General features: G+C 38.6%; 22 protein-coding genes. 19 read left to right on the forward strand and 3 right to left on the reverse strand.

The window, feature by feature from the left end; all coding sequences use genetic code 11:
• Positions 1–18: 18 nt before the first annotated feature.
• A complete protein-coding gene (locus AC3ANL_RS04570; RefSeq protein WP_488328082.1) occupies positions 19–2,433 on the forward strand; it encodes a heavy metal translocating P-type ATPase in 2,415 nt (804 codons plus the stop codon).
• Positions 2,434–2,753: 320 nt separating this feature from the next.
• Here the strand turns inward: AC3ANL_RS04570 and AC3ANL_RS04575 are convergent, their stop codons facing one another.
• The 3 genes from AC3ANL_RS04575 to AC3ANL_RS04585 form a co-directional block, all read right to left on the reverse strand.
• A complete protein-coding gene (locus tag AC3ANL_RS04575) occupies positions 2,754–3,011 on the reverse strand; it encodes a hypothetical protein (RefSeq protein WP_488328083.1) in 258 nt (85 codons plus the stop codon).
• 102 nt (positions 3,012–3,113) lie between these two features.
• Positions 3,114–6,239 carry an efflux RND transporter permease subunit gene (locus AC3ANL_RS04580; RefSeq protein WP_488328084.1) on the reverse strand — a complete coding sequence of 1,042 codons (3,126 nt, stop codon included), beginning with the start codon at positions 6,237–6,239 and terminating at the stop codon, positions 3,114–3,116.
• 303 nt (positions 6,240–6,542) lie between these two features.
• On the reverse strand, positions 6,543–7,532 hold the full coding sequence (locus AC3ANL_RS04585; RefSeq protein WP_488328085.1) for a DUF3231 family protein: 990 nt from the start codon (positions 7,530–7,532) through the stop codon (positions 6,543–6,545).
• Positions 7,533–7,769: 237 nt separating this feature from the next.
• Here AC3ANL_RS04585 and AC3ANL_RS04590 point away from each other — a divergent pair, with 237 nt between their 5' ends.
• The 18 genes from AC3ANL_RS04590 to AC3ANL_RS04675 all read left to right on the forward strand — a co-directional run bounded on the left by AC3ANL_RS04590 (position 7,770) and on the right by AC3ANL_RS04675 (position 25,567).
• On the forward strand, positions 7,770–8,879 hold the full coding sequence (locus AC3ANL_RS04590; protein WP_488328086.1) for a glycosyl hydrolase family 18 protein: 1,110 nt from the start codon (positions 7,770–7,772) through the stop codon (positions 8,877–8,879).
• Positions 8,880–9,079: 200 nt separating this feature from the next.
• Positions 9,080–9,676: an NADPH-dependent FMN reductase gene (locus AC3ANL_RS04595; RefSeq protein WP_488328087.1), complete on the forward strand. Its 597-nt coding sequence runs from the start codon at positions 9,080–9,082 to the stop codon at positions 9,674–9,676.
• A gap of 141 nt (positions 9,677–9,817) precedes the next feature.
• On the forward strand, positions 9,818–10,411 hold the full coding sequence (locus tag AC3ANL_RS04600; RefSeq protein WP_488328088.1) for a putative ABC transporter permease: 594 nt from the start codon (positions 9,818–9,820) through the stop codon (positions 10,409–10,411).
• Positions 10,412–11,035: 624 nt separating this feature from the next.
• Positions 11,036–11,818 (forward strand): cytochrome c oxidase assembly protein, encoded by a 783-nt coding sequence (locus tag AC3ANL_RS04605; RefSeq protein ID WP_488328089.1) that lies wholly within the window; start codon positions 11,036–11,038, stop codon positions 11,816–11,818.
• Between the two features lie 342 nt (positions 11,819–12,160).
• Complete coding sequence (locus AC3ANL_RS04610; RefSeq protein ID WP_488328090.1) at positions 12,161–12,859, forward strand: response regulator transcription factor; 699 nt, start codon at positions 12,161–12,163, stop codon at positions 12,857–12,859.
• Between the two features lie 3 nt (positions 12,860–12,862).
• Positions 12,863–14,254, forward strand: a complete 1,392-nt coding sequence (locus AC3ANL_RS04615; RefSeq protein ID WP_488328091.1) for a sensor histidine kinase — start codon at positions 12,863–12,865, stop codon at positions 14,252–14,254.
• Positions 14,251–14,964 (forward strand): polysaccharide deacetylase family protein, encoded by a 714-nt coding sequence (locus AC3ANL_RS04620; RefSeq protein WP_488328092.1) that lies wholly within the window; start codon positions 14,251–14,253, stop codon positions 14,962–14,964. The genes AC3ANL_RS04615 and AC3ANL_RS04620 overlap by 4 nt, the downstream gene beginning before the upstream one ends.
• Positions 14,961–15,560 (forward strand): DedA family protein, encoded by a 600-nt coding sequence (locus AC3ANL_RS04625; RefSeq protein ID WP_488328093.1) that lies wholly within the window; start codon positions 14,961–14,963, stop codon positions 15,558–15,560. Before AC3ANL_RS04620 ends, AC3ANL_RS04625 begins: the two co-directional genes overlap by 4 nt.
• Before the next feature lie 184 nt (positions 15,561–15,744).
• Positions 15,745–16,926 (forward strand): MGDG synthase family glycosyltransferase, encoded by a 1,182-nt coding sequence (locus AC3ANL_RS04630; protein ID WP_488328094.1) that lies wholly within the window; start codon positions 15,745–15,747, stop codon positions 16,924–16,926.
• Between the two features lie 23 nt (positions 16,927–16,949).
• On the forward strand, positions 16,950–18,263 hold the full coding sequence (locus AC3ANL_RS04635; protein ID WP_488328095.1) for a VTT domain-containing protein: 1,314 nt from the start codon (positions 16,950–16,952) through the stop codon (positions 18,261–18,263).
• A gap of 49 nt (positions 18,264–18,312) precedes the next feature.
• Positions 18,313–18,912, forward strand: coding sequence for an undecaprenyl-diphosphatase (locus AC3ANL_RS04640; RefSeq protein ID WP_488328096.1), 600 nt, complete (start codon positions 18,313–18,315; stop codon positions 18,910–18,912).
• A 57-nt stretch (positions 18,913–18,969) separates the two neighbouring features.
• The gene (locus tag AC3ANL_RS04645; RefSeq protein WP_488328097.1) at positions 18,970–20,658 is read left to right on the forward strand and encodes a DUF6044 family protein; all 1,689 of its coding nucleotides are present in this window, start codon (positions 18,970–18,972) and stop codon (positions 20,656–20,658) included.
• A gap of 15 nt (positions 20,659–20,673) precedes the next feature.
• Positions 20,674–21,672: a glycosyltransferase family 2 protein gene (locus tag AC3ANL_RS04650; RefSeq protein WP_488328098.1), complete on the forward strand. Its 999-nt coding sequence runs from the start codon at positions 20,674–20,676 to the stop codon at positions 21,670–21,672.
• Between the two features lie 193 nt (positions 21,673–21,865).
• Positions 21,866–22,213, forward strand: coding sequence for an ArsR/SmtB family transcription factor (locus AC3ANL_RS04655; RefSeq protein ID WP_488328099.1), 348 nt, complete (start codon positions 21,866–21,868; stop codon positions 22,211–22,213).
• Positions 22,214–22,404: 191 nt separating this feature from the next.
• On the forward strand, positions 22,405–23,319 hold the full coding sequence (locus tag AC3ANL_RS04660) for a cation diffusion facilitator family transporter (protein WP_488328100.1): 915 nt from the start codon (positions 22,405–22,407) through the stop codon (positions 23,317–23,319).
• Between the two features lie 209 nt (positions 23,320–23,528).
• The gene (locus AC3ANL_RS04665) at positions 23,529–23,813 is read left to right on the forward strand and encodes a YhdT family protein (protein ID WP_488328101.1); all 285 of its coding nucleotides are present in this window, start codon (positions 23,529–23,531) and stop codon (positions 23,811–23,813) included.
• Positions 23,810–25,258 (forward strand): sodium/pantothenate symporter, encoded by a 1,449-nt coding sequence (panF, locus tag AC3ANL_RS04670; RefSeq protein ID WP_488328102.1) that lies wholly within the window; start codon positions 23,810–23,812, stop codon positions 25,256–25,258. Before AC3ANL_RS04665 ends, panF begins: the two co-directional genes overlap by 4 nt.
• Positions 25,259–25,336: 78 nt before the next feature.
• Positions 25,337–25,567 (forward strand): CsbA family protein, encoded by a 231-nt coding sequence (locus AC3ANL_RS04675; RefSeq protein ID WP_488329653.1) that lies wholly within the window; start codon positions 25,337–25,339, stop codon positions 25,565–25,567.
• The last annotated feature ends 331 nt before the right edge of the window (positions 25,568–25,898 follow it).

Here is a 25,898-nt window from a genome sequence, read left to right on the forward strand (position 1 = left end):
TATAAGGAGTTGGCTTTTATGAGTCAAACTGTAAAGGAAACAAATTTGCAAATCAGTGGAATGACCTGTGCTGCTTGTGCTGCAAGGATTGAAAAAGGACTAAGTAAATTAGACGGCGTAGAAACTGCAAATGTTAATCTAGCCTTAGAAAGATCAAATGTGAAGTATAATCCTGAAAAAATAAATTTAGAAGATATTGAAAAAAAAATAAAGGATTTAGGATACGATGTTGTAAATGAAAAAAACGAATTTGACATAACCGGAATGACCTGTGCTGCCTGTGCTACTCGAATTGAAAAAGGTTTAAATAAGTTAGATGGGGTAGTGAAAGCAAATGTGAATTTGGCACTTGAAAAAGCAACTGTAGAGTATAACAGTGCCGTGCTCTCATCAGGGGAAATCATTAAAAAGGTCGAAAGCCTCGGTTATGGTGCTCATATAAAGGAAGATGTAAAAGAAACAAGTGATTATCGTCAAAAGGAAATTAAAAAACAAACTGGAAAGTTTATCTTTTCGGCCATCCTTTCATTCCCTCTTTTATGGGCAATGGTCGGACACTTTTCGTTCACCTCATTCATCTGGGTTCCAAAAATATTTATGAATCCGTGGGTTCAGTTTGCACTGGCTACTCCAGTCCAGTTTTATATCGGAAAACAGTTCTATATCGGAGCTTATAAAGCCTTGAAAAATAAAAGCGCCAATATGGATGTCCTCGTTGCTTTAGGTACATCAGCAGCATATTTTTATAGTTTGTATCTATCGCTGCTCTCAATCGGAAGTATGGCACACTCAGTAGAACTCTATTATGAGACGAGTTCCATTCTTATTTCGTTAATTATTCTTGGGAAGCTCTTTGAAGCTAAAGCAAAAGGGCGTTCATCAGAAGCCATTAAGAAACTAATGGGTCTTCAAGCAAAGACCGCAACCATTGAAAGAGAAGGAGTAGAACAGGAAGTTCCCATTGAAGAAGTAATCGTTGGTGATATACTTCATATCAAACCTGGTGAAAAAATTCCAGTCGATGGTAAAATTGTTGAAGGTAATTCCGCTATTGATGAGTCGATGCTGACAGGTGAAAGCGTCCCGGTAGATAAAAAAATGGGTGATGAAGTAATTGGAGCAACCATCAATAAAAATGGATTTTTAAAAGTGGAAGCAACAAAAGTAGGCAGGGATACGGCTTTGGCGCAAATTATTAAAGTAGTAGAAGAAGCACAGGGGTCCAAGGCACCTATCCAACGTCTAGCTGATCAGATTTCCGGCGTGTTTGTCCCTATTGTGGTTGGGCTTGCGGTTTTAACGTTTATAGTTTGGTATGTTTGGGTCACTCCTGGGGATTTTGCTGAAGCTCTAGAGAAATTGATAGCTGTCCTTGTTATAGCATGTCCATGTGCATTGGGATTGGCAACGCCGACTTCCATCATGGCTGGTTCAGGTCGAGCAGCGGAATATGGAATTCTGTTTAAAGGCGGAGAGCATTTGGAAATGACGCATAAAATTTCTACTGTTGTTTTAGATAAAACAGGGACGGTTACTAACGGTACACCTCTTTTAACAGACGTTTTCATGGTCGAGTCACAATCAGAAAATGAATTTTTATCACTGGTTGGATCTGCTGAAAAACAATCAGAGCATCCACTAGCACAAGCGATTGTTCAAGGAATAAAGGATAAAGGTATACCTTTAAAAGATGTTACGAACTTTGAGGCCATTCCTGGATTTGGAATAAAAGCAATTGTGGATGGTAAAGAGTTGTTAGTTGGAACAAGGAAGTTAATGAATAAGTATAACGTTCCTGTTGAAAATGCCTATGATCAAATGAATGCATTAGAAAAAGTGGGGAAAACAGCCATGCTTGCAGCTATAGATGGTCAATATGCAGGTATGGTGGCCGTCGCGGATACAATTAAAGAGACCTCGGAATCTGCTATTAGTCGACTTAAGAGTATGGGTATTGAAGTGGTTATGATTACAGGAGATAATCAACAGACTGCAACAGCAATTGCTGCACAAGTTGGGATCGACAATGTGATTGCCGAAGTACTTCCTGAAGGTAAGGCAGATGAAATAAAGAAATTCCAGGCACTAGGTAAGAAAGTGGCAATGGTCGGAGATGGAATAAATGATGCACCAGCCCTTGCCTTGGCAGATATCGGAATGGCCATTGGTACCGGAACAGATGTTGCAATGGAAGCAGCTGATATAACCCTTATCCGAGGAGATTTAAATAGTATTGCAGATGCCATTTTTATGAGTAAAAAAACAATTAGAAATATTAAGCAAAACCTTTTTTGGGCTCTTGCCTATAATACACTTGGTATTCCAATCGCAGCGCTTGGATTCCTTGCTCCATGGCTTGCAGGTACAGCCATGGCGTTCAGTTCAGTATCGGTTGTTCTCAATGCATTACGTTTACAAAAAGTTAAATTGTAATCATGCGCAAGGGGTACTACTTCGATAGATGCTGCCATATTACTTACTTATGACAGCACTAGCTATTACAAATATTTATTTATTCTCATTACCTATGATGCACAGAGTTTAATTAAGAGATAATAATGAATATTAATTATGACCTTTTAGGGGTTAATACATTTCTAAACCTGTGTAGAATTCTTTATTCTATGCGGGTTTTTTATTGAGGGAATAAAGGAAGAAAAAATAAGAAATAGAAAGCCCAAAAAGGTCTGGTAGGAATACCAAACCTTTTCACCATCATTCCGATATGTCCATCATAGATAGACACCCCGTTCTTAAAAGCTATTCATCATATTTTCACTATCCATTTCCTTTCCCTTTGAATCACCCATCATTTCTTTATCTTTATGGCAAGCTTTATACATGTCTTTTAGTTCAGTCTTTGAAGATTCTGGATGCATTTTTTGCATAAACGGCAACATTTTTTCAAAACTTACACCCTCACCAGTGCTGCTAGTTCCAGCTGCAAATACAGCAGTGCCAGCTCCAAGAATAAAGGCTGCACTTAGAATTCCAACAACAAATTTTTTCATTCTTCTACAACTCCTTTCTTTAATATCTTTATCATAAAATAAAAATTTGCAGAAATTAGGGAGATTCAATGTTGAAGTTATGAAGATTTAACTAAATCATCCTTAGCTGATTTTACTTTGAGTTGTTGTACTCATGTTTTTAATTGCTGCTTTTTTATGCAGCCATTCATAAATGATAGGAATGATAATAAAGCTATTGATTGTTGATGTTACCATACCGCCAATTACGACAATCCCAAGCGTTTGAGAAATAACGGTATCCGAATTATGTGAAAATGCAAGTGGTAACAAAGTAAGAACTGTTGCTGCTGCTGTCATTAAAATCGGTCTAATCCTTGAAAGACTACCATTTAATATAGCCTCTTTAACAGACATTCCTTCTTTTCGATTTCTTTCGATTTTGTCAATTAACACAATACCATTGGTTACTACGATACCTGTAAGCATTAGAATACCGATTAATGCTGCTAAATTCCATTCACCGTGGAAGAGAATTAATGCGATTACGACACCACTTAAAGCAAGTGGAATACTTAAAAGAACCGATAATGGTGCTCTCCATCCTTTGAAAATAGAAGAAGTAATGAGCAATACTAGAAGGATAGAAAAAGCAACGGCGACGGACATATCGAAAATCATTTGTTTTACTTGTTCAGAAATTCCTCCTAATGAGTACGTTACATCCTTTGGAAGTTTCAAGTTGCTTAGAGCTTGGTCAGCTTGATTTGAAACATTACTAATATCATTTGATGTAATCTGTGCTGTTACAAGGGAGAACGGTTGACCATCCCTTTCACTTATCGTAGAAGGAGAGGTATCTTTTGAAATTTTAGCTAACTGTTCAAAACGAACATTTTCACCATTTGTTCCTTTAATCGTTTCAGCCTCTAAAGATGCTAAGACATCCTCCGCAGAAGCATTTAACGTAATAGAAGAATTTGTTCCTGAAGCAATTTGGTCTAAATATTGGTCCACAGGGAAGGCCTTATGGTCGACTGTAAGCGTTGCATCCTTTGATTGAGACATATAACGATTAACGATCGCCAAAATGTCAGCAACTTTCACACCTTTATCCTGGATGGCCTTCGCATCAAAAGTAAATTTGTACTTAGTAGAACCATTTGTCAAATCCACTTTTCCATCTACACTTAAGTTTGGAATTTTTGATAAGTTGGTTCTTGCCTCTTGAGCTACTTTATCCAAAGTTGCTTGATCTGAACCTGTAAATAGGATTCTCATTTGAGAATCATCACCAGAGATGTTCTGGCTTGTTACAGTATAAGTTACCTCTTTAGATAATGTTGGCAATTGTGATTGTAATTGCTTGATGACAGAATCAGCATCCTTGTCGTTTTTCAAAACAACTGAAAGGTTGGCGACATTTGGATAGGTTATAAATCCTCCACCTTGGTCAAATACATCATCACTTTGTGGTGTCATGGTAGACCCGAAATTGGATGAATAAGCTTTGACTTTTGGATTTGATTTTAATGTTTTTTCGATTTTTTGTACTTCAGAATCTACTTGGATTAATGTGCTTCCTTTTGGCAACTCTGCTTTAATCGCAATTTGGCCGATTTTTCCACTAGGTAATAAACTTACTGGAAGAAAAGCTGAATAGATACCAGCAGCTAAGAAGACTAAAATAGAAACAATTATCATTGCTTTTTTATGTTTAAAAGCAGATTGCAATACTGGCTTCATTTTAGAATCGAGTTTGACGGTTTGTTTTGCCCCGTTTCCACCTTTCCATCCCATAAAAGCAAGGGCAGGGATGACAAGCATTGCTACAAAGAACGAAATGATTAGTGCAATTACGATTGACCAGGCAAATCCACTGTACGAAGCACTAAGGGCACCACCCACAAACGCTATTGGAATATAAACAGCAATGGTGGTTAAAGTAGAACCTAAAATTGCCGGAATCATTTCTGTTACAGATGATGCAAGAATGGAAAGCATAGATTTGTCCTTCGATTCTTCCCGTTTTCGATACATATTGTCTAAAATAACAATGGAGTCATCGACAATACGACCCATCGCGACAATTAAACCAGATACCGTCAAAATATTTAATGTAATTCCCATTGATTTCAAGATAGCTGTTGTTGCTAACAATGAAATTGGCAAAGAAATCGCAATCAGTAATGTCGACTTTACATTTCGGAAGAAGAAGAACACACATATCATCGAGAATAAGCATCCGAGTAATCCTTCTCGTAATAATCCAAAAAGAGAGCTGTTTAATTCTTTTGCTCGGTCAAGTAAGACTTGGAATGATACATCTTTTGGATTTATCGTATCCAAGTGAAGGTGTGCAACACGGTCTTTTACTTGTTGTGCCACATCCGTAATATTAGCCGATGGCGTTTTGATTACATTTAACTGCACGCTAGGTGCCCCATTTGTTCTGGAGACGGTTTTAACGTCATTTAAAGAATGAGAAATGGTGCCGAACGCTGATACAGGAATGGCTGTTCCTTCCTTATTTTTAATCGTTGCGTTTTCCATTTGTTGCTCTGTTAATGGTAATCCATCAAAAGATACAGGAATTGATAACTGATTGTTTACAATGTTTCCTTGCGGCATCATTGGCAGAGACATAGCAAATGATTTATTAACATCATCCAATGTTAGCCCATTTTTTACAAGGTCTTTCATCCGGACAGTTAGTACATAACCATCCTTTGCTCCCCCAAATACGGAGACATCTGCTACACCGGGAACCGCTTTTAATTGTTTCACGATTTCCTGGGTTGCTGTCGAGCGAAGTGTCGGTTCATCCAATTTTGAACTGGTTACACTATAAGTCAAAATTGGGAATGAGCTTGTTGTTAATCTTGTTACCGATGGAGTGCTCGTAATAGTTGATGGAATGTCTGCATTTGCCAAGGCTTTATTTACTTGGTCTTCTGCTTGTTTCATGTCTGTATTCATTGGAAAATACAAACTCATAAATAATCCACCGTCATAAGATGTGCTTTCCACATTGGCTAAACCATCTACTGCTTTGACGGCACTTGCCAGATTATCAGTCACTTGCTGTTTAACCTGAGCTGCTTGATACCCAGGTACTCTCATACTAACAGACAGGGTAGTATTGTTGATCCCAGGCAAATAGTCTCTTTGCATCTGGAATGCGGAAATACCTCCCCATGCTAAAATAATGACAACACATACAATCATAAGTATGGCTCGCTGCATGGTTGCCTCTACTAATCTTTTCATTTTTTTACCCCCAAAAAATTTAATAAGTATTTATTTATGAACCCAATTGCTGCTATATAGATTGCGATTTATAGTTCGTTACTCCCTGTTTGAATTGGGCTTTTTAAGTATATTAAATGGACTTGTATAATCTCTGAATAAAACATTAATAATTGATTAAAAAGAAAAATTGATTTTAAAAAACTGTTTACTTTAAGAAGAGATTTGAGGAGGAGAACTCAGATGACATTAAAAAAGCTATCTTTTTATAAAGATAGCTTCTGTCTGGGTAGGATCATATCGATATATTTACTTGATTATTATTCAATCGGCTTCAGGTTGTTTTTCTAACCATCCATGTTTAACCATTATATTGTAAGATAATGCACCTGCCTCCATAGCATGAGTAAATACTTTAGAATAGTGTACGATTAAATCTGAACGGAAGCTGGAACCTAATGATGCACCATAATAGGTAAGAGCCGCATTTACTAAAAACCCCGCGTGAAACATAATCAATTTATCAGAAAATGGACTTACAGTAGAGTCAGTTATCTCAGTATCCCATTTCTCAGGTATTGGTAAATGATCCTGTTGTAAGATAGAGTCAAAACTTTCAGCATCTTTCCCTGCTAATTTAACATTTTTTAACATAAAATTACGAACATCTTCCCGCACCGCCACCTGACTAAAAGCCAAACTTAACGAACCGACAAATCCAGTTTTCGTTGAATTAAAGAAAAGGGTGCTTATTTCTGAACTATTTAGTGGTCTCTTGTCTCCAATTAAATTAGAAATGAATCCTGGTGATTTCATAAACTTCACCCCATGAGGTGAAGGAATAGAGGGGACACTTGTAAATTTTGGCTGATTTTCAGCCAATACCACTATTTTTTGGAACAATTCCTTAGATGATGATATACATTCAAAAAAATAATTTTGAAGGTCTTGTCGCTCCATATTGGTAATAGCCAAGCTATAAGCGGTTAACCCATGTATTGTCATAATATAGGAGTAAAAAAGTAGAAATTGGTCAGAAAACAGACGAGGGGCATTAACATTTACATCATTCTCTGTAAATCCTTTTGGAATTTGGAAATTAGCACTTTTTAAGAATTCGGTGATTTTCGTAACATGGCTCTCAGCTAACTGTAATGAAAATTCTAAAATGGGTTTTATCTCTTCGTTTTCAACAATGTTAAGAAAATATTTGTAAACACATATCGCCATACTATCACCCATATACTGAAGCCAAAGGGCGGATACTTCAGCAGCGGTTAAAGTGTTGTTCTTTGTTTTTCTGAATATTCCCATAGGGAATACCTCCATTTTTTTCATTTGGTATTCTGAGATTATTTTATGGTATTGGTGTTGAAGTATACAGTAAGAGTCCCTTTTTTTATTTCAATCAAAAAAACACTTAATATTAGCTCTTACTCAAACAAAGTAAGATTGTGATATACATACAGTACTTAAAGAAAGTCAATTCGTGAATAAGTTGCACCTTTTCTAATCAACTTAACAAATATACAAATTAGAAGAAGGTGTATTATGGCAAAAAAACGTTATCGGTCATTCACCATCATTTCTTTAAGCACGGTCTTTTTACTAATGTCTTCATGCAGCCAGTCACAAAGAAAAGAGGAAGAATACAGTACGAATAAAACTCCTCGCGAGGTTTTAGGTTTCTATACAGAACAGGAAGGAGCGTTACCAGGTTCTCAACCTACAGTTAACTCACAATTCACTAATTTAAGTAGCATTGCACCCTTTTGGTATAAGCTTGATGATAAGCGACCAGGCAATCTTATCGATTCGGTTACAGTAGATCATAAAAGAATGGTTATTCAGAGTGCTCATGAAAAACACCTAAAGGTATATATGGTTGTACATAATCTCTTTTATGAAACCGAGGAGAAGGGAAAGCAGGTAGCGAGTAATATACTCGATAACGATAAAAACCGTAATGTTTTCATTCAGAACTTACGCAATGAAATGAATCAGTTTAAATATGACGGTATTAATATTGACATGGAAAATTTGTATTTGACTGACCGGGATTCCTTTAGTCTGCTGATAAAAAGATTGTCTGATGCTCTGCATAGAGATGGAAAAGTGGTTACGGTTTCGGTCCCTGCAAACACAGGTGATTCCCGTGCTAATCCCTGGTCACCGTGGTTTGATTACGAAAAGCTTGGTCAATATTCAGATGGGTTAATGATTATGACATACGATGAGCACAGCCCAAGAACAACACCCGGGTCAACAGCATCAGTCAATTGGACAGAAGCAACGATTCGTTATACTTTGAAACATGGAGTACCACCATCCAAAATTTTACTCGGTATCGCTGGTTATGGATGGGACTGGGATACAACAGCAGACAAAGCCGTTTATAGCTCCTATGCACAGTTAATGGATCAGAAAGCAAAATATAAAGCAAAAATTACATGGGACTCCCGTTCACAAACACCTCATTTCAGTTACATAGATGAAGAACATCATAACCATCAGGCCTGGTTTGAGAATAGTCATAGTCTGCGGTTTAAGCTAGACTTGGTAGAAAAATATAACTTACGGGGAATCGGGATTTGGCGGCTCGGGTTAGAAGACCCCATGTACTGGACGACCTTACCCGAGAAAATAAAAATAAAAAAGTGATGGAATGGTAATGCTCGGAGCTTTTATGATCCGAGCATTATTTATATTCGAGAAGCTAGGTGGTTTTTATTTTTTATTGGTAAAGTTTAAGCAAATATGGTTGACATAGTGAAAAATATATTATATTATTATCTCGAATTAAAAATAAATTAATTTGAAATACTCAATTAGGAGAATCTTTAAGTTAAGGTGGTGTGGTAATGAGTTTTTTAGATAGATTATTTGGTAAAAAACAAGAGGAGGAAAAAACAATGACAAAATTAAACATTGGTATTATTTTAGGAAGCACACGTCAAGGACGCGTTAGTCCACAAGTAGGAGAATGGGTAAAAGGTATTGCTGACCAACGCGGCGATGCAAATTATGAAATCGTTGATATCGCAGACTTCAACCTACCATTCTTAGGTACAACTGATGGTACAGAACCTGGTATCGCAGCATGGAATCAAAAACTTGCTAGCTTAGATGGTTTCGTATTCGTTGTTCAAGAATACAACCACAGCATCACTGGCGCATTAAAAAATGCTCTTGATTTTGCTCGTGAAGCATGGAACGACAAAGCAGCAGGTATCGTAAGCTATGGTTCAACAGGCGGTGCTCGTGCAGCTGAACATTTACGTGGAATTATGGGTGAATTAAAAATCGCTGACGTACGCACACATCCAACATTGTCATTATTCACAGACTTTGAAAACGGAGCTGATTTCAAACCAGCTGAATTGCACCTTACAAATGTAAATGCAATGCTTGACGAAGTTAACGCTTGGAGCGGCGCATTAAAAACTTTAAGAAATTAAAGAGAATTAAAAAGAGGAGGAAATGATCATTCATTTCCTCCTCTTTTTTTCGACAATTTAGAGGAAGGTTTTGGTATATTTTGCACATTGAAGGCTAACCCTAAAGTGGGAAAAATTATATCCATGAAAGGTGGTTTAGCCATGATTCTCGGCTTGATGAAAGGCATTGAGTTTCAACCTCACGACATACTTACAATTGAAGGAGCTGCGGCCATCGTTTTTTATTTCACGATGTATTCATTCGCTGGCTGGCTGCTGGAAAATAGCTATAACTTTTTCACGAAAAGGAAATTTTTTAAGGAGAATTTTTTATTCGGCCCCTTTAAACCGATGTATGGCTTTGCACCGTTGCTCTTGGTGTACTTGATTTCACCAAAAACAAATTGGGGAACTGCGGTACTGTTGTGTTTTTTCATTCCTACAATTGTTGAGTATGTAAGCGGGGCAATGCTGCAAATATGTTTCCAAAAGCAATGGTGGGATTATTCAAATACTCCATTGCAGCTCCATGGTCATATTTGTTTGCCCTTCTCCATCTGTTGGGGATTTTTATCGTTCATCTGCTTACAATGGGTTCATCCATCCATTGCTTCAATGTATGAAGCCATTGAACCATTTTGGGCATGGATCTGGTCAGTCGTTGGACTATACTTTCTCGCCGACCTCGTCCTAGCAATCCGTAAACACTCATTGCAAGACCTCGTTACCGAGGAACCAACCAATCCTATTCAGTAAGGGTGCCTAACACCATTTCTAATAAATCCACTCTTTCTATAGTGAAATAACGGGTTTACTTTTGGGGTGCATAATAGTAAAACTTAAGTTAAATCAAAGGGGATTTCTCCGTTATTCCCCTATTCAATTCTCATGAGCAATCACATTTCGTTGATAATCTGAAATTGGATTGTTAAACGACCGTATCGATGGTTTCAAAAGAAGATCGGTCGTTTAGAACCATGATAAGCGACCGTAACGATGATTTCAAAAGGAGTTCGGTCGTTTAGAACGTTGATAATCGACCGTTTCGATGATTCAAAAGGGGGATCGGTCGTTTAGAACCTTGGTTTGTTTGTGCACCTCTTAAGTGACCACGTTATTTAGTAAAAAGAAGGAGGTTTATTTCCCCTCAAAATTGTTAAACCTCATTATCAAAGAGATTATCTTAGTGCTTGACCGTTAGGTTTAGTTGATTTGTGTTTATTAGTGGCATGGTTCACGTACTAACTAGCAAAATCCAACATATAATTTAAGGTTAGGAAAATAGAATCGAGTCCAAACATTTCTATTGTTTACCTGCTTTCTCAATGTGTCAGTGTCGATCATTAGGTCAATCCAAACCTGAAGGAGGAGGATTCTTTTATGTTCGATGGTATTTGGCTGCAAGGTCAACTGTTGTGGAATTCACCTTTATTAGTAGGACTTCTCTGTATAGCCCTGATCTATGTCACCCTCTTACGATCCTTTACAACCATAAAAATTTTTCACAAGCAGCCCCTCCTTTTTTTTCTCTCTTTGGCGATAACCTACGTAACTATGGGCAGTCCTTTATCCGTATTAAGTCATTTATCCTTTAGTTTCCATATGATTCATATGAGTATTGTCTATTTTATTATTCCACCTCTTCTCCTATTAGGAATTCCGGATTCATTTCCTTCCATAATAAAAGGAATAAGCAAATTCTTCTTACCTGCCAAAGTTGCTCTGTATACATTTGCAGTTTTGTTCTTACTGTACCATCTGCCGATCGTGTTAACCTTCCTTTCCCTGCATTCATTTGCTCACAATGGCTATTTATTACTGCTATTCATCTTGTCACTCAGGATGTGGAGGCCGATTGTAAAGGAGTCGAATAAACGGTATGTTTTTTTGAGTGGTCTGTTATTACTGCCTGCATGCAGTTTCCTTATCATAACAGCTCTTATAGGTGAAGTGACGAATCCGCTTCTAACACAAATGACTGCCACTCTTTGTATAGCACCTTCGCAATTGAATTCTCTCCATCTACTTCCTGATTCCTTCAATACGAAAAATGACCAAATCATGGCCGGATTCCTTATGTTGGGAATGCACAAATTTGGCTTAACCTTGACAGTTCGTTTAGGAAATAAAGCTCCAGAGCAAGAATGGAAGGGGAATAGTTGATGTGCTATTTCCCTTTTTTCATTGCATAAGAATTTATAAGTTTTGGCTTCGAGAATTGTCCAGCTCCAGCACCCTAGCGGCTAGTGTCCTTCGCTCTCCGCCCTACGATAGGTCAACATCGAATCGCCTCCGGCTCTTCGTGTTTCCTTTATCTCAGTTAGAGCGCTCCAGGCCATACGCCGCTGACCAGGGCGCTTCCGCTTTTATTTTTAAGATTAAAATTCAATTAAAATAAGAAAAATAACAAGGAATAGTGCTAAATTGAAGAGGAAGACTTATAAACTTTGTTTCTAGAATGGAGATGCTCCACCCTGTGATAAGCAGGAAAAAGGAGGGGTTACAATGAATCACCGTATTTTGGTAGTTGAAGATGAAAAGCAAATCGCGAAGATTTTAAAAATCGAACTCGAATATGAAGGCTATGAAGTAGTCGTCGCCTATGATGGAAAGTCAGGCCTGCAGACAGCTTTGAACGAAAAACTGGACTTAATCTTGTTGGATGTGATGTTACCTGAAATGAATGGCATTGAGGTTTTAAGAAGAATTCGAAAAGAAAATACTCTACTGCCAGTCATTTTATTAACGGCCCGAAACATGACCATGGACAAGGTAACAGGCCTTGATCAAGGGGCTAATGATTATATAACAAAGCCGTTTGAGATGGAGGAATTATTGGCGAGAGTCCGTTCGTGCCTGCGGCAAAATGCCATTGCGGCCAACGCAGCCCAATCGGAGGACTCCATTTTATCGATAAGAGATTTATCTGTAAATCTTGACACAAGAGAGGTTACGAGGGGGGAAGAATCCATTTCGTTAACCCCCAAAGAGTTTGATTTGCTCGTTTATTTAATAGAAAATAAAAATCGCATTGTCACAAGAGACAATATCCTTTTTCATGTTTGGGGATATGAATACGAAGGAGAAACAAATGTCATCGATGTTTTTATTCGACATTTAAGAAAGAAAGTCGAAGAAGGCTTCGCTGATCCGGTTATTATTCAAACGGTAAGAGGAATTGGCTACACTGTAAGGGAGAATTAAGCTATGAAGATAACGACAAAGATTAATCTGATGACGACTGCTTGGATTCTCTGTGTACTAGTAGCGGTCAACGCAGTTGTCTTTTTCTCATTTATGAAAATTACAATCAACATGGAGGACGATGACTTATTTCAACGGGCGGATAATTTGATTAAGGAAATCAATCTTGAAGCATCCTCGGCTGATATGAATGATCGATTAGCGCCCTTTTTAACCAGTCATTCATTTATTAGGGTGGTGCAGCCGGATTTGCAAATTAAAAATCAAGTCACCAATGATAAAAAAATGGCGGCAAAAATCAAAGCAAGGTATGTAAGCAAGAAAGTAGCAGAACGGAAGACGATTAGACAAAAGGATGGAGAAGAGCAAATTCTGATTGTCAGGGTGCCCATACAATCCAACGGAAAGGTGACGGGAACCCTCGAGATGGGAGAGAAGTTATCTGGACTTGAATTAGCTAAGGATGTATTACTTTCCATTCTTGCCTTTTGTACGATTTTAGGAGCCGTTTTAGCTATGTTAGGCGGCCGATGGTTATCAAATCTCATCATGAGGCCAATTTCCAATATGATTAACACAATGGAGGATATTGAACAAAGCGGGATACCGAAAAAAATTGTGATCCAACATGATACAAAGGATGAGCTGCAAAAAATGGCGGTAACTTTTAATCGCATGATCGGCAGATTAGAAGGAAATATTGACAAACAACGGCAATTTATCTCTGATGCTTCCCATGAATTAAAAACGCCACTTACCGTGATAAAAAGTTATGCAGATCATTTATTAAGACGTGGAATCCGAAATGAGGCGGATGCACTTGAATCCATAGAGACGATTCATTCAGAAGCAACACGTATTCAAAAAATGACAGAAAGGTTTCTTGATTTAGCGGATACTGAATCAGGAAGTCATCTAGAAACCACCCCCCTTCAATTGGTACTTTTATGTCAGAATATCATCAAGCAGCTAAAACGTGCCTATAAAAGGGAAATTGATCTTCATTTTAAGGATGCCTCGATTACCGTGACAGCGGATGAATTAAAGCTAAAACAGGCCATAATTATATTAATTGATAATGCCATTAAATATAGTAAAGATAAAATTGATGTTTATTTAGAAGTGCAGGAGCAAAACACAGTCATCAAGGTGAAAGATTATGGAATAGGCATACCTGCATGTGAAATTGAAAATATCTTTGAGCGTTTTTATCGGGTGGACAAGGCTAGAAGCCGAGAAACAGGTGGAACCGGACTAGGACTGTCAATCGCTAAAAATATTATCAAGCAGCATCATGGGGAAATTAAAGTAAGCAGTACGGAAGGGGTAGGAACAGAGGTTGAATTGTTATTACCGATTGGAGAAATGAGAAAGGAATTGACCTTTGAGCGATGAAACTAATACTTGCGCTAATCACCCTGTTCATCCTTATCGTTCTTGCCTATGCCATTTTACCAACGCTGCTAATCCGGATTAGTGGACGGGGAATCACCAAACGAATCCATTCCGATGCCATTGCGATTACCTTTGATGATGGTCCCAATCCCCTTTATACGCCACAGCTGTTGGATCTCTTGAAAAAATATGAGGTAAAGGCAACCTTTTTTGTGGTGGGCAGTAAAGTGAAAGCCTGCCCAGATATCATTAAACGGATGAGCCAGGAAGGACATACGATCGGTATTCATCATTTTAACCATATTTCAAGCTGGCTATTGACACCGTTGCGATTAAAAAAACAGCTGCAGTTAACTGAACAGGCCATCATGGAATGTACTGGTGAAAAGGTATCCTTTTATCGGCCGCCATGGGGGCATTTTAATCTGTTCAGCCTCTTTTTAAGTAAGCCCTATAATGTGATTATGTGGTCACACATTTTTGGAGATTGGAAGATAGAGAAAGGCAAAAACGGTCTGCTGGAACAATTGCGGTCGGCAACGGCACCGGGAGCGATTTTTTTGCTTCATGACTGTGGGGAAACGCTTGGTGCGGATCGAGAGTCACCGCACTATATGCTGCAGAACCTGGAGATATATTTGAAGGAATCTGTAGCAAAGAGAACCCAATTTATCACATTAAACGAATTAGATTATAAGAGGACATCATGAATCTAGATACAATTATAAATTACATCCAGGTGTATGGTTATTTGGTCATCTTTATTAGTTTATTTTTTGGAATTGTCGGTATTCCGGCTCCAGAGGAATCCCTTCTCTTTTTAATTGGAGTGCTAAGTGTAAAGCATAGACTTTCCTTTGGATTAGTGGTTATCATCTCCATAATGGGGGTGTTTGCCGGAATGCTGACGGCCTATGTGTGTGGAAAGTATGTAGGCACCCCATTTATTAAAAAATTCGGCAAGTATGTCGGAATGACGAGTGAGCGTATGGAAAAAGTGATGAAGTATTATTCGAAAAATGTTCATAAAACCATCGTATTTGGCTTTTATTTACCCGGTCTCCGCCAAATCAGCCCCTACTTTGCGGGCATTACAAACATTCCCTTTCGAAAATTCTTTCTATTATCACTGCTGGGCACACTCCTTTGGACGGTCCCGTTTATTATGATCGGATTTTATACGGGAAAGATCCTTCATATTAATCCTGCCTATGTTCCATGGGTCGGAATCGGATCGTTTTTCTTATTTGTGATATATGGATTGATTCAATATAGTAAAACTAAAAGAGCACGATTAACTAAATAGACAATCTAAAACAAAAACTCGAAAAATCCTTTTCGGGTTTTTGTTTTAAGCTAAAAAAACACTGAAGGCTAGATTAAAAATCCATTAAAAACCCAGTTTTTTATTAAATGAGTGGTACATTGAAAGAGACATACAGCATGACCACTGTCAGGGAAGATTTTTATAAAAACAGGAGATGGATAAAATGAAAAAGATATTGTTTTTACCACTCTTACAAATGCAATCAGGACATCACCAAGTGGCTGAAGCATTAATGGATCTGATAAAACATCATACCGACGATATTATGGTTAAGAAAATTGACTTACTGAGTTATACAAATAAATCATTAGAAAAAATGGTTACCAACGGCTATCTTAACTGGATTCGCTATGCACCCGAAACCTACAATCTTGCTTACAAAAGCTTTTTTTACATGCCAGAGGCGAAGGGACATCCCTTTAAATGGTATGAACATTTCTTTTTAAAAAAGATGGAACAATTGCTTGTTGAAGAAAAACCCGATTTACTAGTTTGTACCCATGGGTTCCCCTCCCACCTTCTTAGCCGATTAAAGATGAAAGGGAAATGCATCATTCCCATCATTAATGTCTATACTGATTTTTTTGTCAATAATGTGTGGGGACGAGAAGGAATTGACGTTCATTTTGTTCCAAGTCAACAGGTGAAAGAAACGTTATTTGCGAAGTATCAGATTTCGAAACATCGAATGATTGTAACCGGTATTCCCGTTCATGAAGAAATTACGAGGAATTCTACTACTCCTAAAACCAACATTGGACGGCTGAAAATTTTAATTGCCGGTGGGAATAGTGGCCTAGGCGGAATTGCAAAACTAAAGGATGAGTTAAAACGCTCCACTGAACTAGAATATTTTGTGCTTTGTGGCAAGAATCGAAAACTTTATAATGAAATCCTTTCCTGGAAGCTTGAGCATATTAAACCATTACCATACCTTTCTTCAAGGTCTGAGATGAATCAGCTCTATGAAGCGGTGGATGCCATCATGACCAAACCGGGTGGTGTGACAGTAAGTGAAGCTTTACAAAAGAGACTTCCCATCTTTGTCCACTCCATGCTCCCGGGTCAAGAAAAGATTAATTTAGGGTATCTACAGGAACAAGAGCTGGTTTTTGCCCTCGATGCAACGAAACCATTGGAAAAACAGTTACTAGAAATATTGCGCGATGCTAAAAAAATAACTCGTTGGGAGCAGGCGATTGCTTCTTATCAACAGGGAATCGAATTAGAGAACAAAAATTATATTCTGAAGTCCATTAAGGCAGTCCTTAATCAGCACCAGACAAAAGGTGTGCCTGCCGGATTTGTGAGGAAAACTAAAGTTTATCAAAGAGTCAGGGCATAATAGGAAAGAAAGGAGGACAAACCATGACTACTCTTACAGCTTACATTGATCATTATGGATATATTGTCCTTTTTGCTGCCCTTTTGCTCGAATTAATTGCCATCCCATTACCAGGCGAAGTCTTGATGAGCTATAGTGGATTTTTAGTTTTTCAAGGTCACTTAAATTGGCTGTTAAGTATTCTAGTAGCTGGCATTGGAGCCTGCGTGGGAATGACCATTTCATATTGGATTGGGAATAAATTAGGCCCTCCATTTTTTGAAAAGCATGGTCACCGATTTCATTTAGGTCCAGAAAGGATTGAAAAAACATCACAATGGTTCAGCAGGCACGGAAATAAGTTACTGATTTTCGCCTATTTTATCCCTGGAGTCAGACATATCACTGGTTATTTCTCAGGAATGACCCGGATTCCATTTCGTAAGTATGCCCTGTTTGCCTATAGCGGGGCATTTATATGGGTAACAGTATTTATTTCACTCGGCAAGATTTTAGGACCACAATGGGAGCAGTTTCATCAATCCATTAAAAAATACCTCCTCATCGGAGTGATCATAGCTGCAATCTTGATGATTGCTTTCTATATTTATAAAAAATACAAAGTGGAGATGGAACGTGGAGCGGTCAGATTATTAAATCTCACGTTGAACGTATTTCATTCCCGTAAAAAGGTGGGGCTTTTACTTGGTATGACGGCTGCTTCTACGTTAGGACTAATCATCCTGATGATTGGAATGGTGCAAGATTTTCTTGGTGGAGAGTTCTCGGATTTTAATGAAATTGTCAATGTACTCGTGCCATTAACGTTTAATAAAGACTGGTCAGAAATAATGAATATCTTCTTTTTTATGGGTTCTAGAAAGTTTCTCTTGGTACTTATCATTTTTGGCGTTTTCTGGATATTATGGAGAGGCCGGGACAGACTTATTGAATGGTTGTGTCTTGGACTTGCGGCCGCTGGTGGCGAGCTTTATGAGGAAACCTTGAGAATTGTTTTTCACAGGCTCTCACCGGACAATCGATCACTAATCGATCAACTGTTATATTCGTTTCCTAGTGAACAGATGCTGATGACAATCGTTATATATGGTTTTATCGTATTTATCGTTGTTCGGCATGCAAAAAGGGTATGGATTCACACGATGGTGCCAATCGCCGTTCTGGTTCTGTTAGCTTTAATCGCTGTTAGTCGTGTGTATTTTAAAGTGGAAATACCTAGTGATGTGGCGGCAGGCTATGTGTTTGGAGGGGTATGGCTAGGATTAAATCTCCTTCTTCTTGAGATTTTTAGATTGTTAAAAAGCATTGAAATGCATTTATTAAAGCCGTCGAAATAATAGGACGCAAGCATAAAAAGGAAAATAACTATTTTTGGAGGTCAGTCATGTGTCACATTTAGATTATGGGGTCTTTCAAATCATCAATCACTTAGCAGTAAGTGAACGATTTTTGAACCCGTTGATGATATTTTTAGCAGGAAAAGCAGAGTATTTATTTTTTGCTGGAATCCTTTTTTACTGGTTTTATCCAAAATCGCGAAATCGAAAAATGGTTGTTGAGGCGATTCTTGCCGCATGTATTGCACTTAGTATTAATGTGGAAATTGGTCACTTTTTTTACCGGGCTAGACCCTTTGTCGTCCATCATGTTAACTGGTTAATTCCCCATGCGAATAATGCTTCGTTTCCAAGTGACCATGCGACAGCGGCATTTGTGATTGCGACAGCCATTTGGATTTGGAAAAAACGGGATGGCTGGTTGTGGTTAGTGTTAGCAGCAGGAATTGCTCTGTCCCGTGTCTGGACAGGCGTACATTACCCTTTAGATGTAACAGTAGGAATGTTCATCGGGGCAAGTGTGGCAGTTGCCATTCATTTCTTAGTCCATCGATTCGGACAAATAAACAAAGTCCTCAATTGGTTAATCGAGTTTTATGAAAAAATAGAAACGAATCTGTTGAAAAAGACGCATTTGATTAGAAAATGATCGGAATCAGCAAGTGAAATCTGTTAAACATTTTTTGTTGTAAAGTGGTGTGAAAGTATGAAACGATGGGCATCATTAAGTCCAGAAATAAAGCATATATGGCTAGCCTCCTGTTTATTAATCTTATATGTTTCTCCGCTGTTTATCTTAGGAGAAAACGCACATATAAGAGTTCATGATAATCTTGATTCAAATATAGCTTGGTACAAAGTTTTAAAGAATAGTGGGCAATTATTTGGCGCGAATGATGCTGTTATTCAGCAAGTCATCAATGGGCTGCCGCGAAATGCCTTTGGGACAGAATTTAGCGGTATTGAATGGCTGCATAACCTCTTCCCAACTATGCTGGCCTATGCAATTAGTCAAACCATAACAAGAATCGTTGCTTTTATCGGCATGTATTTATTGATTAAAAAGCATTTTGTTAAAACGGAAACGACCTATCACATCCGCGTCTGGGTATCCCTTGCTTTTGCCTTGACTCCGTTTTGGCCTTCGGGAATGCTGAGCACCCTTGGCATGCCGCTTGCCCTGTGGGCTTTTATGAATATCAGAGAAGGTAAGCATACATGGAGAGAATGGCTTACCCTTATTCTGCTGCCATTCTATTCAAGCTTTGTTCTGGGATTTTTCTTCTTTTTGGCAGCAATGGGATTGTTATGGCTGCGGGATCTTCTCGTCAAAAAAAAGCCAAATTGGGTTTTCTTTAGCAGTATTTTTTTAATGACGGCCATTTATCTGTTAATCGAGTATCGCCTTGTGTTCTCATTAGTCTTCCCTGAGGCGCCGACAAGCAGAAATGAGTTCGTCAGCTCCACCTTAGGGTTCTGGCGCACTATTCGTCTTGTGTTTAAAAACTATTTTCTCGGCCATACGCATGTGTTAACCCTTCATACTCTGGTGATTGTGCCGCTGTCTTTTCTTGTTGTTGTGTTAATAGGGATGAAGAAAAAATGGGGAGCGATTGAAAAAAGATTTTTGTACCTGTTTATTTTTAATTTTCTTCTCTCTGTCTGGTATGCGTTTTGGTTTAATAAAGGATGGCAGCCGCTTAAAGACCGTATTTCTTTTCTAAATACCTTTAATTTTGCCCGGTTTCATTTCTTAAGGCCGTTAGTCATCTACCTAATGTTTGCAGTTGGCGCGTTTATTCTGTGGGAAAAAGGCAAGGGGTGGCGAACATTCGTAAAAATTTTCCTGATTGGCCAACTCCTCGTCCTCTTTTGTGCCAACGATGAAATTGTTTATCGAGTGGCGGGAAAGCCATCGGTGAAGCAGTTTTATGCCGTCACACAATTTAAAGAAATCGACCAATACATTGGAAAACCTAAGAGTAGTTATCGTGTCGCCAGTATTGGAATACACCCTGCAATTGCTCAGTATAATGGTTTTTACACCTTGGATACGTACAATAATTTTTATCCATTAACCTATAAACATGAGTTTAGGAGAATCATTGCAAAAGAATTGGATAAGAGCCCGAAACTGGAGAAATACTTCGATCACTGGGGCGGGAGATGCTATATTTTTGTCGCAGAATTAGGAAAAAAATATGATTATAAAAAAGACTCAAAGGTGAAAATTCATCATTTGCAGTTAAATACAAAAGCGTTTAAACAATTGGGCGGACAATATATATTATCAGCCGTGCCGATCATGAATGCAAAAGAAAATGATCTTGAGCTCAAAAAGACGTTTGATCAAAAGGATTCTGCTTGGAAAATTTACCTTTACCAAGTTAAATAAGGAGGGTCACTCCAAATGAATAAGCCGATTTTAATAATCGTGGTACCTTGTTTTAATGAAGAAGAAGTATTACATGACACGGTTACTCAATTATCTACCGTGCTTACTGGTTTAATGGAGGAATTCCTCATCTCGCAGGATAGTAAACTATTATTTGTGGATGATGGGAGTAAGGATCGAACCTGGGAACTCATTGAGGAAGAGGGCGAAAAAAATCCCCTTGTGACAGGGCTGAAGCTTGCGGGAAATGTCGGGCATCAGAATGCTCTCATCGCCGGGTTGGAAACAGCTAATAAACAATCAGATTGTGTCGTGTCAATCGATGCAGATTTACAGGATGATATAAACGTAATTCGAACGTTTGTTGAAGAATATTGGAATGGTATAGATATCGTGTATGGTGTCAGGGATAGCCGTGATAGCGATACTTTTTTCAAACGGACTACCGCCTTGGGGTTCTACCGATTCATGGACAGGATTGGCATAAAGCTCGTTCCGAATCATGCTGATTTTCGGCTGATGAGTAAACGAGCATTGGATGAATTATTAAAGTATAAGGAAACGAATTTATTTTTGCGGGGCCTTGTCCCGCTTGTAGGTTTTACCTCCACAAAGGTTTACTATGATCGGAAAGAAAGACTGGCGGGAGAATCGAAATATCCTTTGAAGAAAATGCTGGCGTTTGCCTTTGACGGGATTACTTCCTTCAGTATCGCACCGATCAGATTGGTTACCATGGTTGGGTTTCTTGCTGTTATCATTAGTACCATTGCCGGTGGGTACGCCTTAATTCAAGAATCACTAGGCCATACTGAATCCGGTTGGACCTCACTGATCATCTCCATCTGGTTTGTAGGCGGCCTGCAACTAATGGGAATTGGAATCATTGGCGAGTATATAGGAAAAATTTATCGCGAAGTAAAGCGGCGTCCAAGATATGCGATTGAAGTGGACCGTTTTTCTGCAAAGTTTAACGGGAATTCACAAGAGGAACTTGTTTTAAATAGACGCTGAGGGGAAAATACAATCGTATATGAAGGAAATGGAAGGAAGGATCTATTTGGTTCTTCCTTTTTTACATTTAGTTAAAGCAACTATTTTCTATTTTTAAAAAAATTTCTTTAAAAAAACAAAAATGATTGACATTCAAACTGTAGTTTGAATATCATAAAGTCAAACGAACATTTGAATGAAGAAGGTGAATAATTTGAAGGAACAGGATCTTTGCGAGAGTATTTGTGAAGAAAGTGAAAAAACGACTCGCGTGCAGCAGCAACTGAACAAAGAAAATATCGTGGACGTGACGAAGTTTTTTAAAGCATTGTCAGATGAAACCCGCATGAAAATCGCTTATGCCCTGACACTTGAAGACGAGCTGTGTGTTTGTGATGTAGCTAATATAGTTGGCGCAACAACGGCAACTGCTTCCCACCATCTCCGTCATTTAAAGAGCCTCGGCCTCGCTAAATACCGCAAGAAGGGGAAGCTGGTCTATTATTCCCTTGACGATAATCATGTGAAACAATTAATTAAGATTGCGTTTGCACACCAGTAAGAACTTGAACTAAAAGGGCAAGTCTAGCATGTAAAAGGCTTTTTCTAAGTTTCAGAGTTATCTCGGTCGATGGTATGAATTGAAAAATAAACATTAGAAAAAACTAGCCTTAATCGGAATATTATCGTTTTAGAAATAAATCTAGATAAAGAAAAAAGCTACTCTTTACAGAGCGCTTGGGGGGGATAAACATGGGACATCATCATCACGGGCATTCACACGGACATTCACATACAAGTAATAAAAATGCATTATTGAGTTCATTCTTATTAATTGCTGCTTTTATGGTTGTAGAAGTCATTGGAGGAATCTTAACCAATAGTCTCGCCTTATTGTCGGACGCAGGGCATATGTTAAGTGATGCAGCCGCCTTGGGACTAAGCTTTTTCGCATTAAAGCTGGGCGAAAAACGGGGTTCTCAAGTAAACACCTATGGCTACAAACGGTTTGAAATCATCGCTGCTGCACTGAATGGTTTAACACTGATCGTCATTTCTCTTTATATAGTTTATGAAGCATTTCAGCGCTTTTTCGCTCCTCCAGAGGTTCAAAGTAAGGGGATGCTGCTTATTTCCATCATTGGATTAGTGGTTAATATCATCGCAGCATGGATCTTGATGAAAGGCGACAAGGACGAAAATCTGAATGTCAGAAGTGCCTTTTTACATGTCATAGGCGATATGCTTGGCTCTGTCGGAGCAATTATCGCTGCCCTGCTTATTATGTTTTTCGGCTGGGGCATTGCCGATCCAATTGCCAGTGTCATTGTGGCGGTATTGATCCTTGTGAGTGGATATCGCATTACAAAGGATTCTTTTCACATTTTAATGGAGGGTGCTCCAACACAGATCGAGGTAAAAGAAGTGAAAGCGGCTTTAAAGAGAATCCCGTTGGTGAATGAAGTCCATGACCTGCATATCTGGACCATTACCTCCGGCTATCCGGTCTTAAGCTGCCATATTACTATTTCGAATGATGGGATTCATGATGAAATTCTTTTCCAATCACAGCAGTTACTACATGACGACTTCCACATCGAACACAGCACCATCCAAGTCGAAAAAGAAGCCAACGGCTGCCCAAGTCCACATGGAACGTGCAATTAAAATGGTGCATTAATGGGTGCCTGACACCCAAACTACACTTTTAAACTTATAAAATGTAGTAAGGCAGTTTTTGGTGCCTGACACCAAGGCGGTCTTCCCAAAACCTTATTGTGAAGTAAGGTTTTTTTATGTTTAAGTATGAAACTATATTTGGTAAAATGTTTACTATTGGTGAAAACTACCTGATAACAAGTTTTAGGAGGTTTATAGTGAAAAAAGCAGCAAATTCGCAGGACAAGCGTTTCAAAATCGCCCATAAAGAAGCTTGGATTGGTGTAATCCTTGTCATTATTAATTTTCTTTTATGGTATGGCTTCGGCTATGGGCTTGGTTCTGATAAAGTTGAGAATTATACATACGTATTTGGTTTACCCGCATGGTTCTTTTACAGCTGTATCGTTGGATCCCTTGTCATGATTATTCTGGTGGTTTTCACGGTAAAGTTTATCTTTAAAGATATACCCTTTGAAGATGAAGAGGGGGAAGTTAAATGAACTGGGCCGTTATTACACCATTAATTATTTTCTTACTGATTATTTTTGCCGTTGGCATTTGGTCGAACAAATTTGTCCTTAAATCCAGTTCATTCCTTGAGGAATACTTTTTAGGAGAACGGCAAATGGGCGGGTTCATCCTGGCAATGACGATGGTCGCTACCTATGGCAGTGCAAGTAGTTTCATTGGCGGACCAGGGGTCGCATATACAAGAGGGTTAGGATGGGTGTTCCTTGCAATGGCCCAGCTTGCGACCGGTTATTTTACGTTGATGGTTCTCGGAAAGAAATTTGCGATTGTTGCCCGTCAGTATAAGGCGATTACCTTAATCGATTTTCTAAAAGAACGCTATAAGAGTAAAACGGTTGTATTATTAGCAGCAGCAAGTATTATTATCTTTCTTTTTTCATCCATGACGGCTCAATGGATTGGCGGTGCTCGACTCGTTGAATCGCTAACCGGTATGCCGTATACAACAGCATTATTGATTTTTGCCTTTTCCGTCCTTGTTTTTGTGATTGTCGGCGGCTTTCGTGCGGTCGCATTAACTGATTCCGTCCAGGGTGTCGTTATGTTTGTGGGGACGCTGATTCTTTTGATTGCGACGATCAAAGCAGGTGGAGGAATACCCAAGATTATCTCCGATTTAGCAGCCGAAAATCCTAATTTAATTAGTCCGTTTGGTGCTGAACGTGACTTAACCCCTTCCTATGTTTCATCGTACTGGATTTTAGTAGGGGTTGGTGTGGTTGGCTTACCACAAATAACGGTAAGGGCCATGTCGTATAAAAATTCGAAGGCTATGCATAATGCTATTATTATTGGAACGATCGTCGTCGGCTTTATCATGCTGGGTATGCATCTCATTGGCGTGTTTGCCCGTCCCGTTCTTCCCGGAATCAAAATTGGTGATACGGTTATGCCATTATTATCAATGAAGGTACTGCCGCCTTATGTGGCTGGTATCGTTCTTGCAGCGCCGATGGCTGCCATTATATCGACCGTAGATGCCCTACTTATTTTGGTAAGCTCAGCATTGGTGAAGGATGTTTACTTAAATTATATTAAACCAAATGCCGAAGACAACCATGTGAAAAAGGTTAGTTTTAGCGTAACAGCCATTATTGGATTGATTGTCATTATTCTGGCGTTAAGCCCGCCTGATTTAATTATTTGGTTGAATCTATTCTCGTTTGGCGGGTTGGAATCAGTGTTTATTTGGCCGGTTATATTAGGACTGTATTGGAGCAAAGGAAATAAGTATGGGGCGATTTCGTCGATGATTTTAGGAATGTGTTCATATATTCTTCTTGATCGGTTTTATCCGAATGCCTTCGGACTTCATACGGTTGTCCTGCCAATCATCCTGTCCTTTCTAGCATTTATTATCGGCAGTCTTATTTTTCAGCAAAAAGCTGCTTTAAAAATTAAGCCATCCAGTTAATTTTAGTTGCAATTTTATTAATAAGTTTCTAAAATATAACAGAAATGAATGATAAATGAGGTGAACCCCTTGTTAGAGATGATTAGAATATTTTCGGGATTAGTTTTTCCTGGGTTACTAGTTTTGCTTTTTGCACGGGTCACTTACAATCGAACCATCGGCCTTGTTTTAACCGTTGCACTCATTGCTGCATCTGTCTATAAAGGTTATACCAACACATTTTTACTTATTGTAATTGATGCTTTCTCGCTTACCGCCGGATTCTGGCTAGCGTCCAAAATGAAACCGCGGGTCGTGAAAAGCAGCTAGTATTCGAAAGTCTGTCCATAAGGGCAGGCTTTTTTTGTCATTTGGAAATGTAAAAAAATAAAGATTCTGGTCTGGAACTCTATTTCTTTCACGAAAATGGGCCTATTTTTTGGAAGGAATTGTCTAATTGTATAAAACACCTTGAAAATAGCACAAAACCCATTAATATACGCACAAAACCTATTAAAATCCGCACAAAACCCCCTCGAAGTGGCACAAAACCATCAAAAAGTGGCACAAAACCCAAAAGGATCCCAAATTAAAAAACTTTATTTTCAATTCTCCCAGAGAGGTACTGCTTTTTCAATAAAAACGAACGCTAGTTTGCATA

This window comes from Neobacillus sp. DHD-1R, from assembly GCF_057747995.1.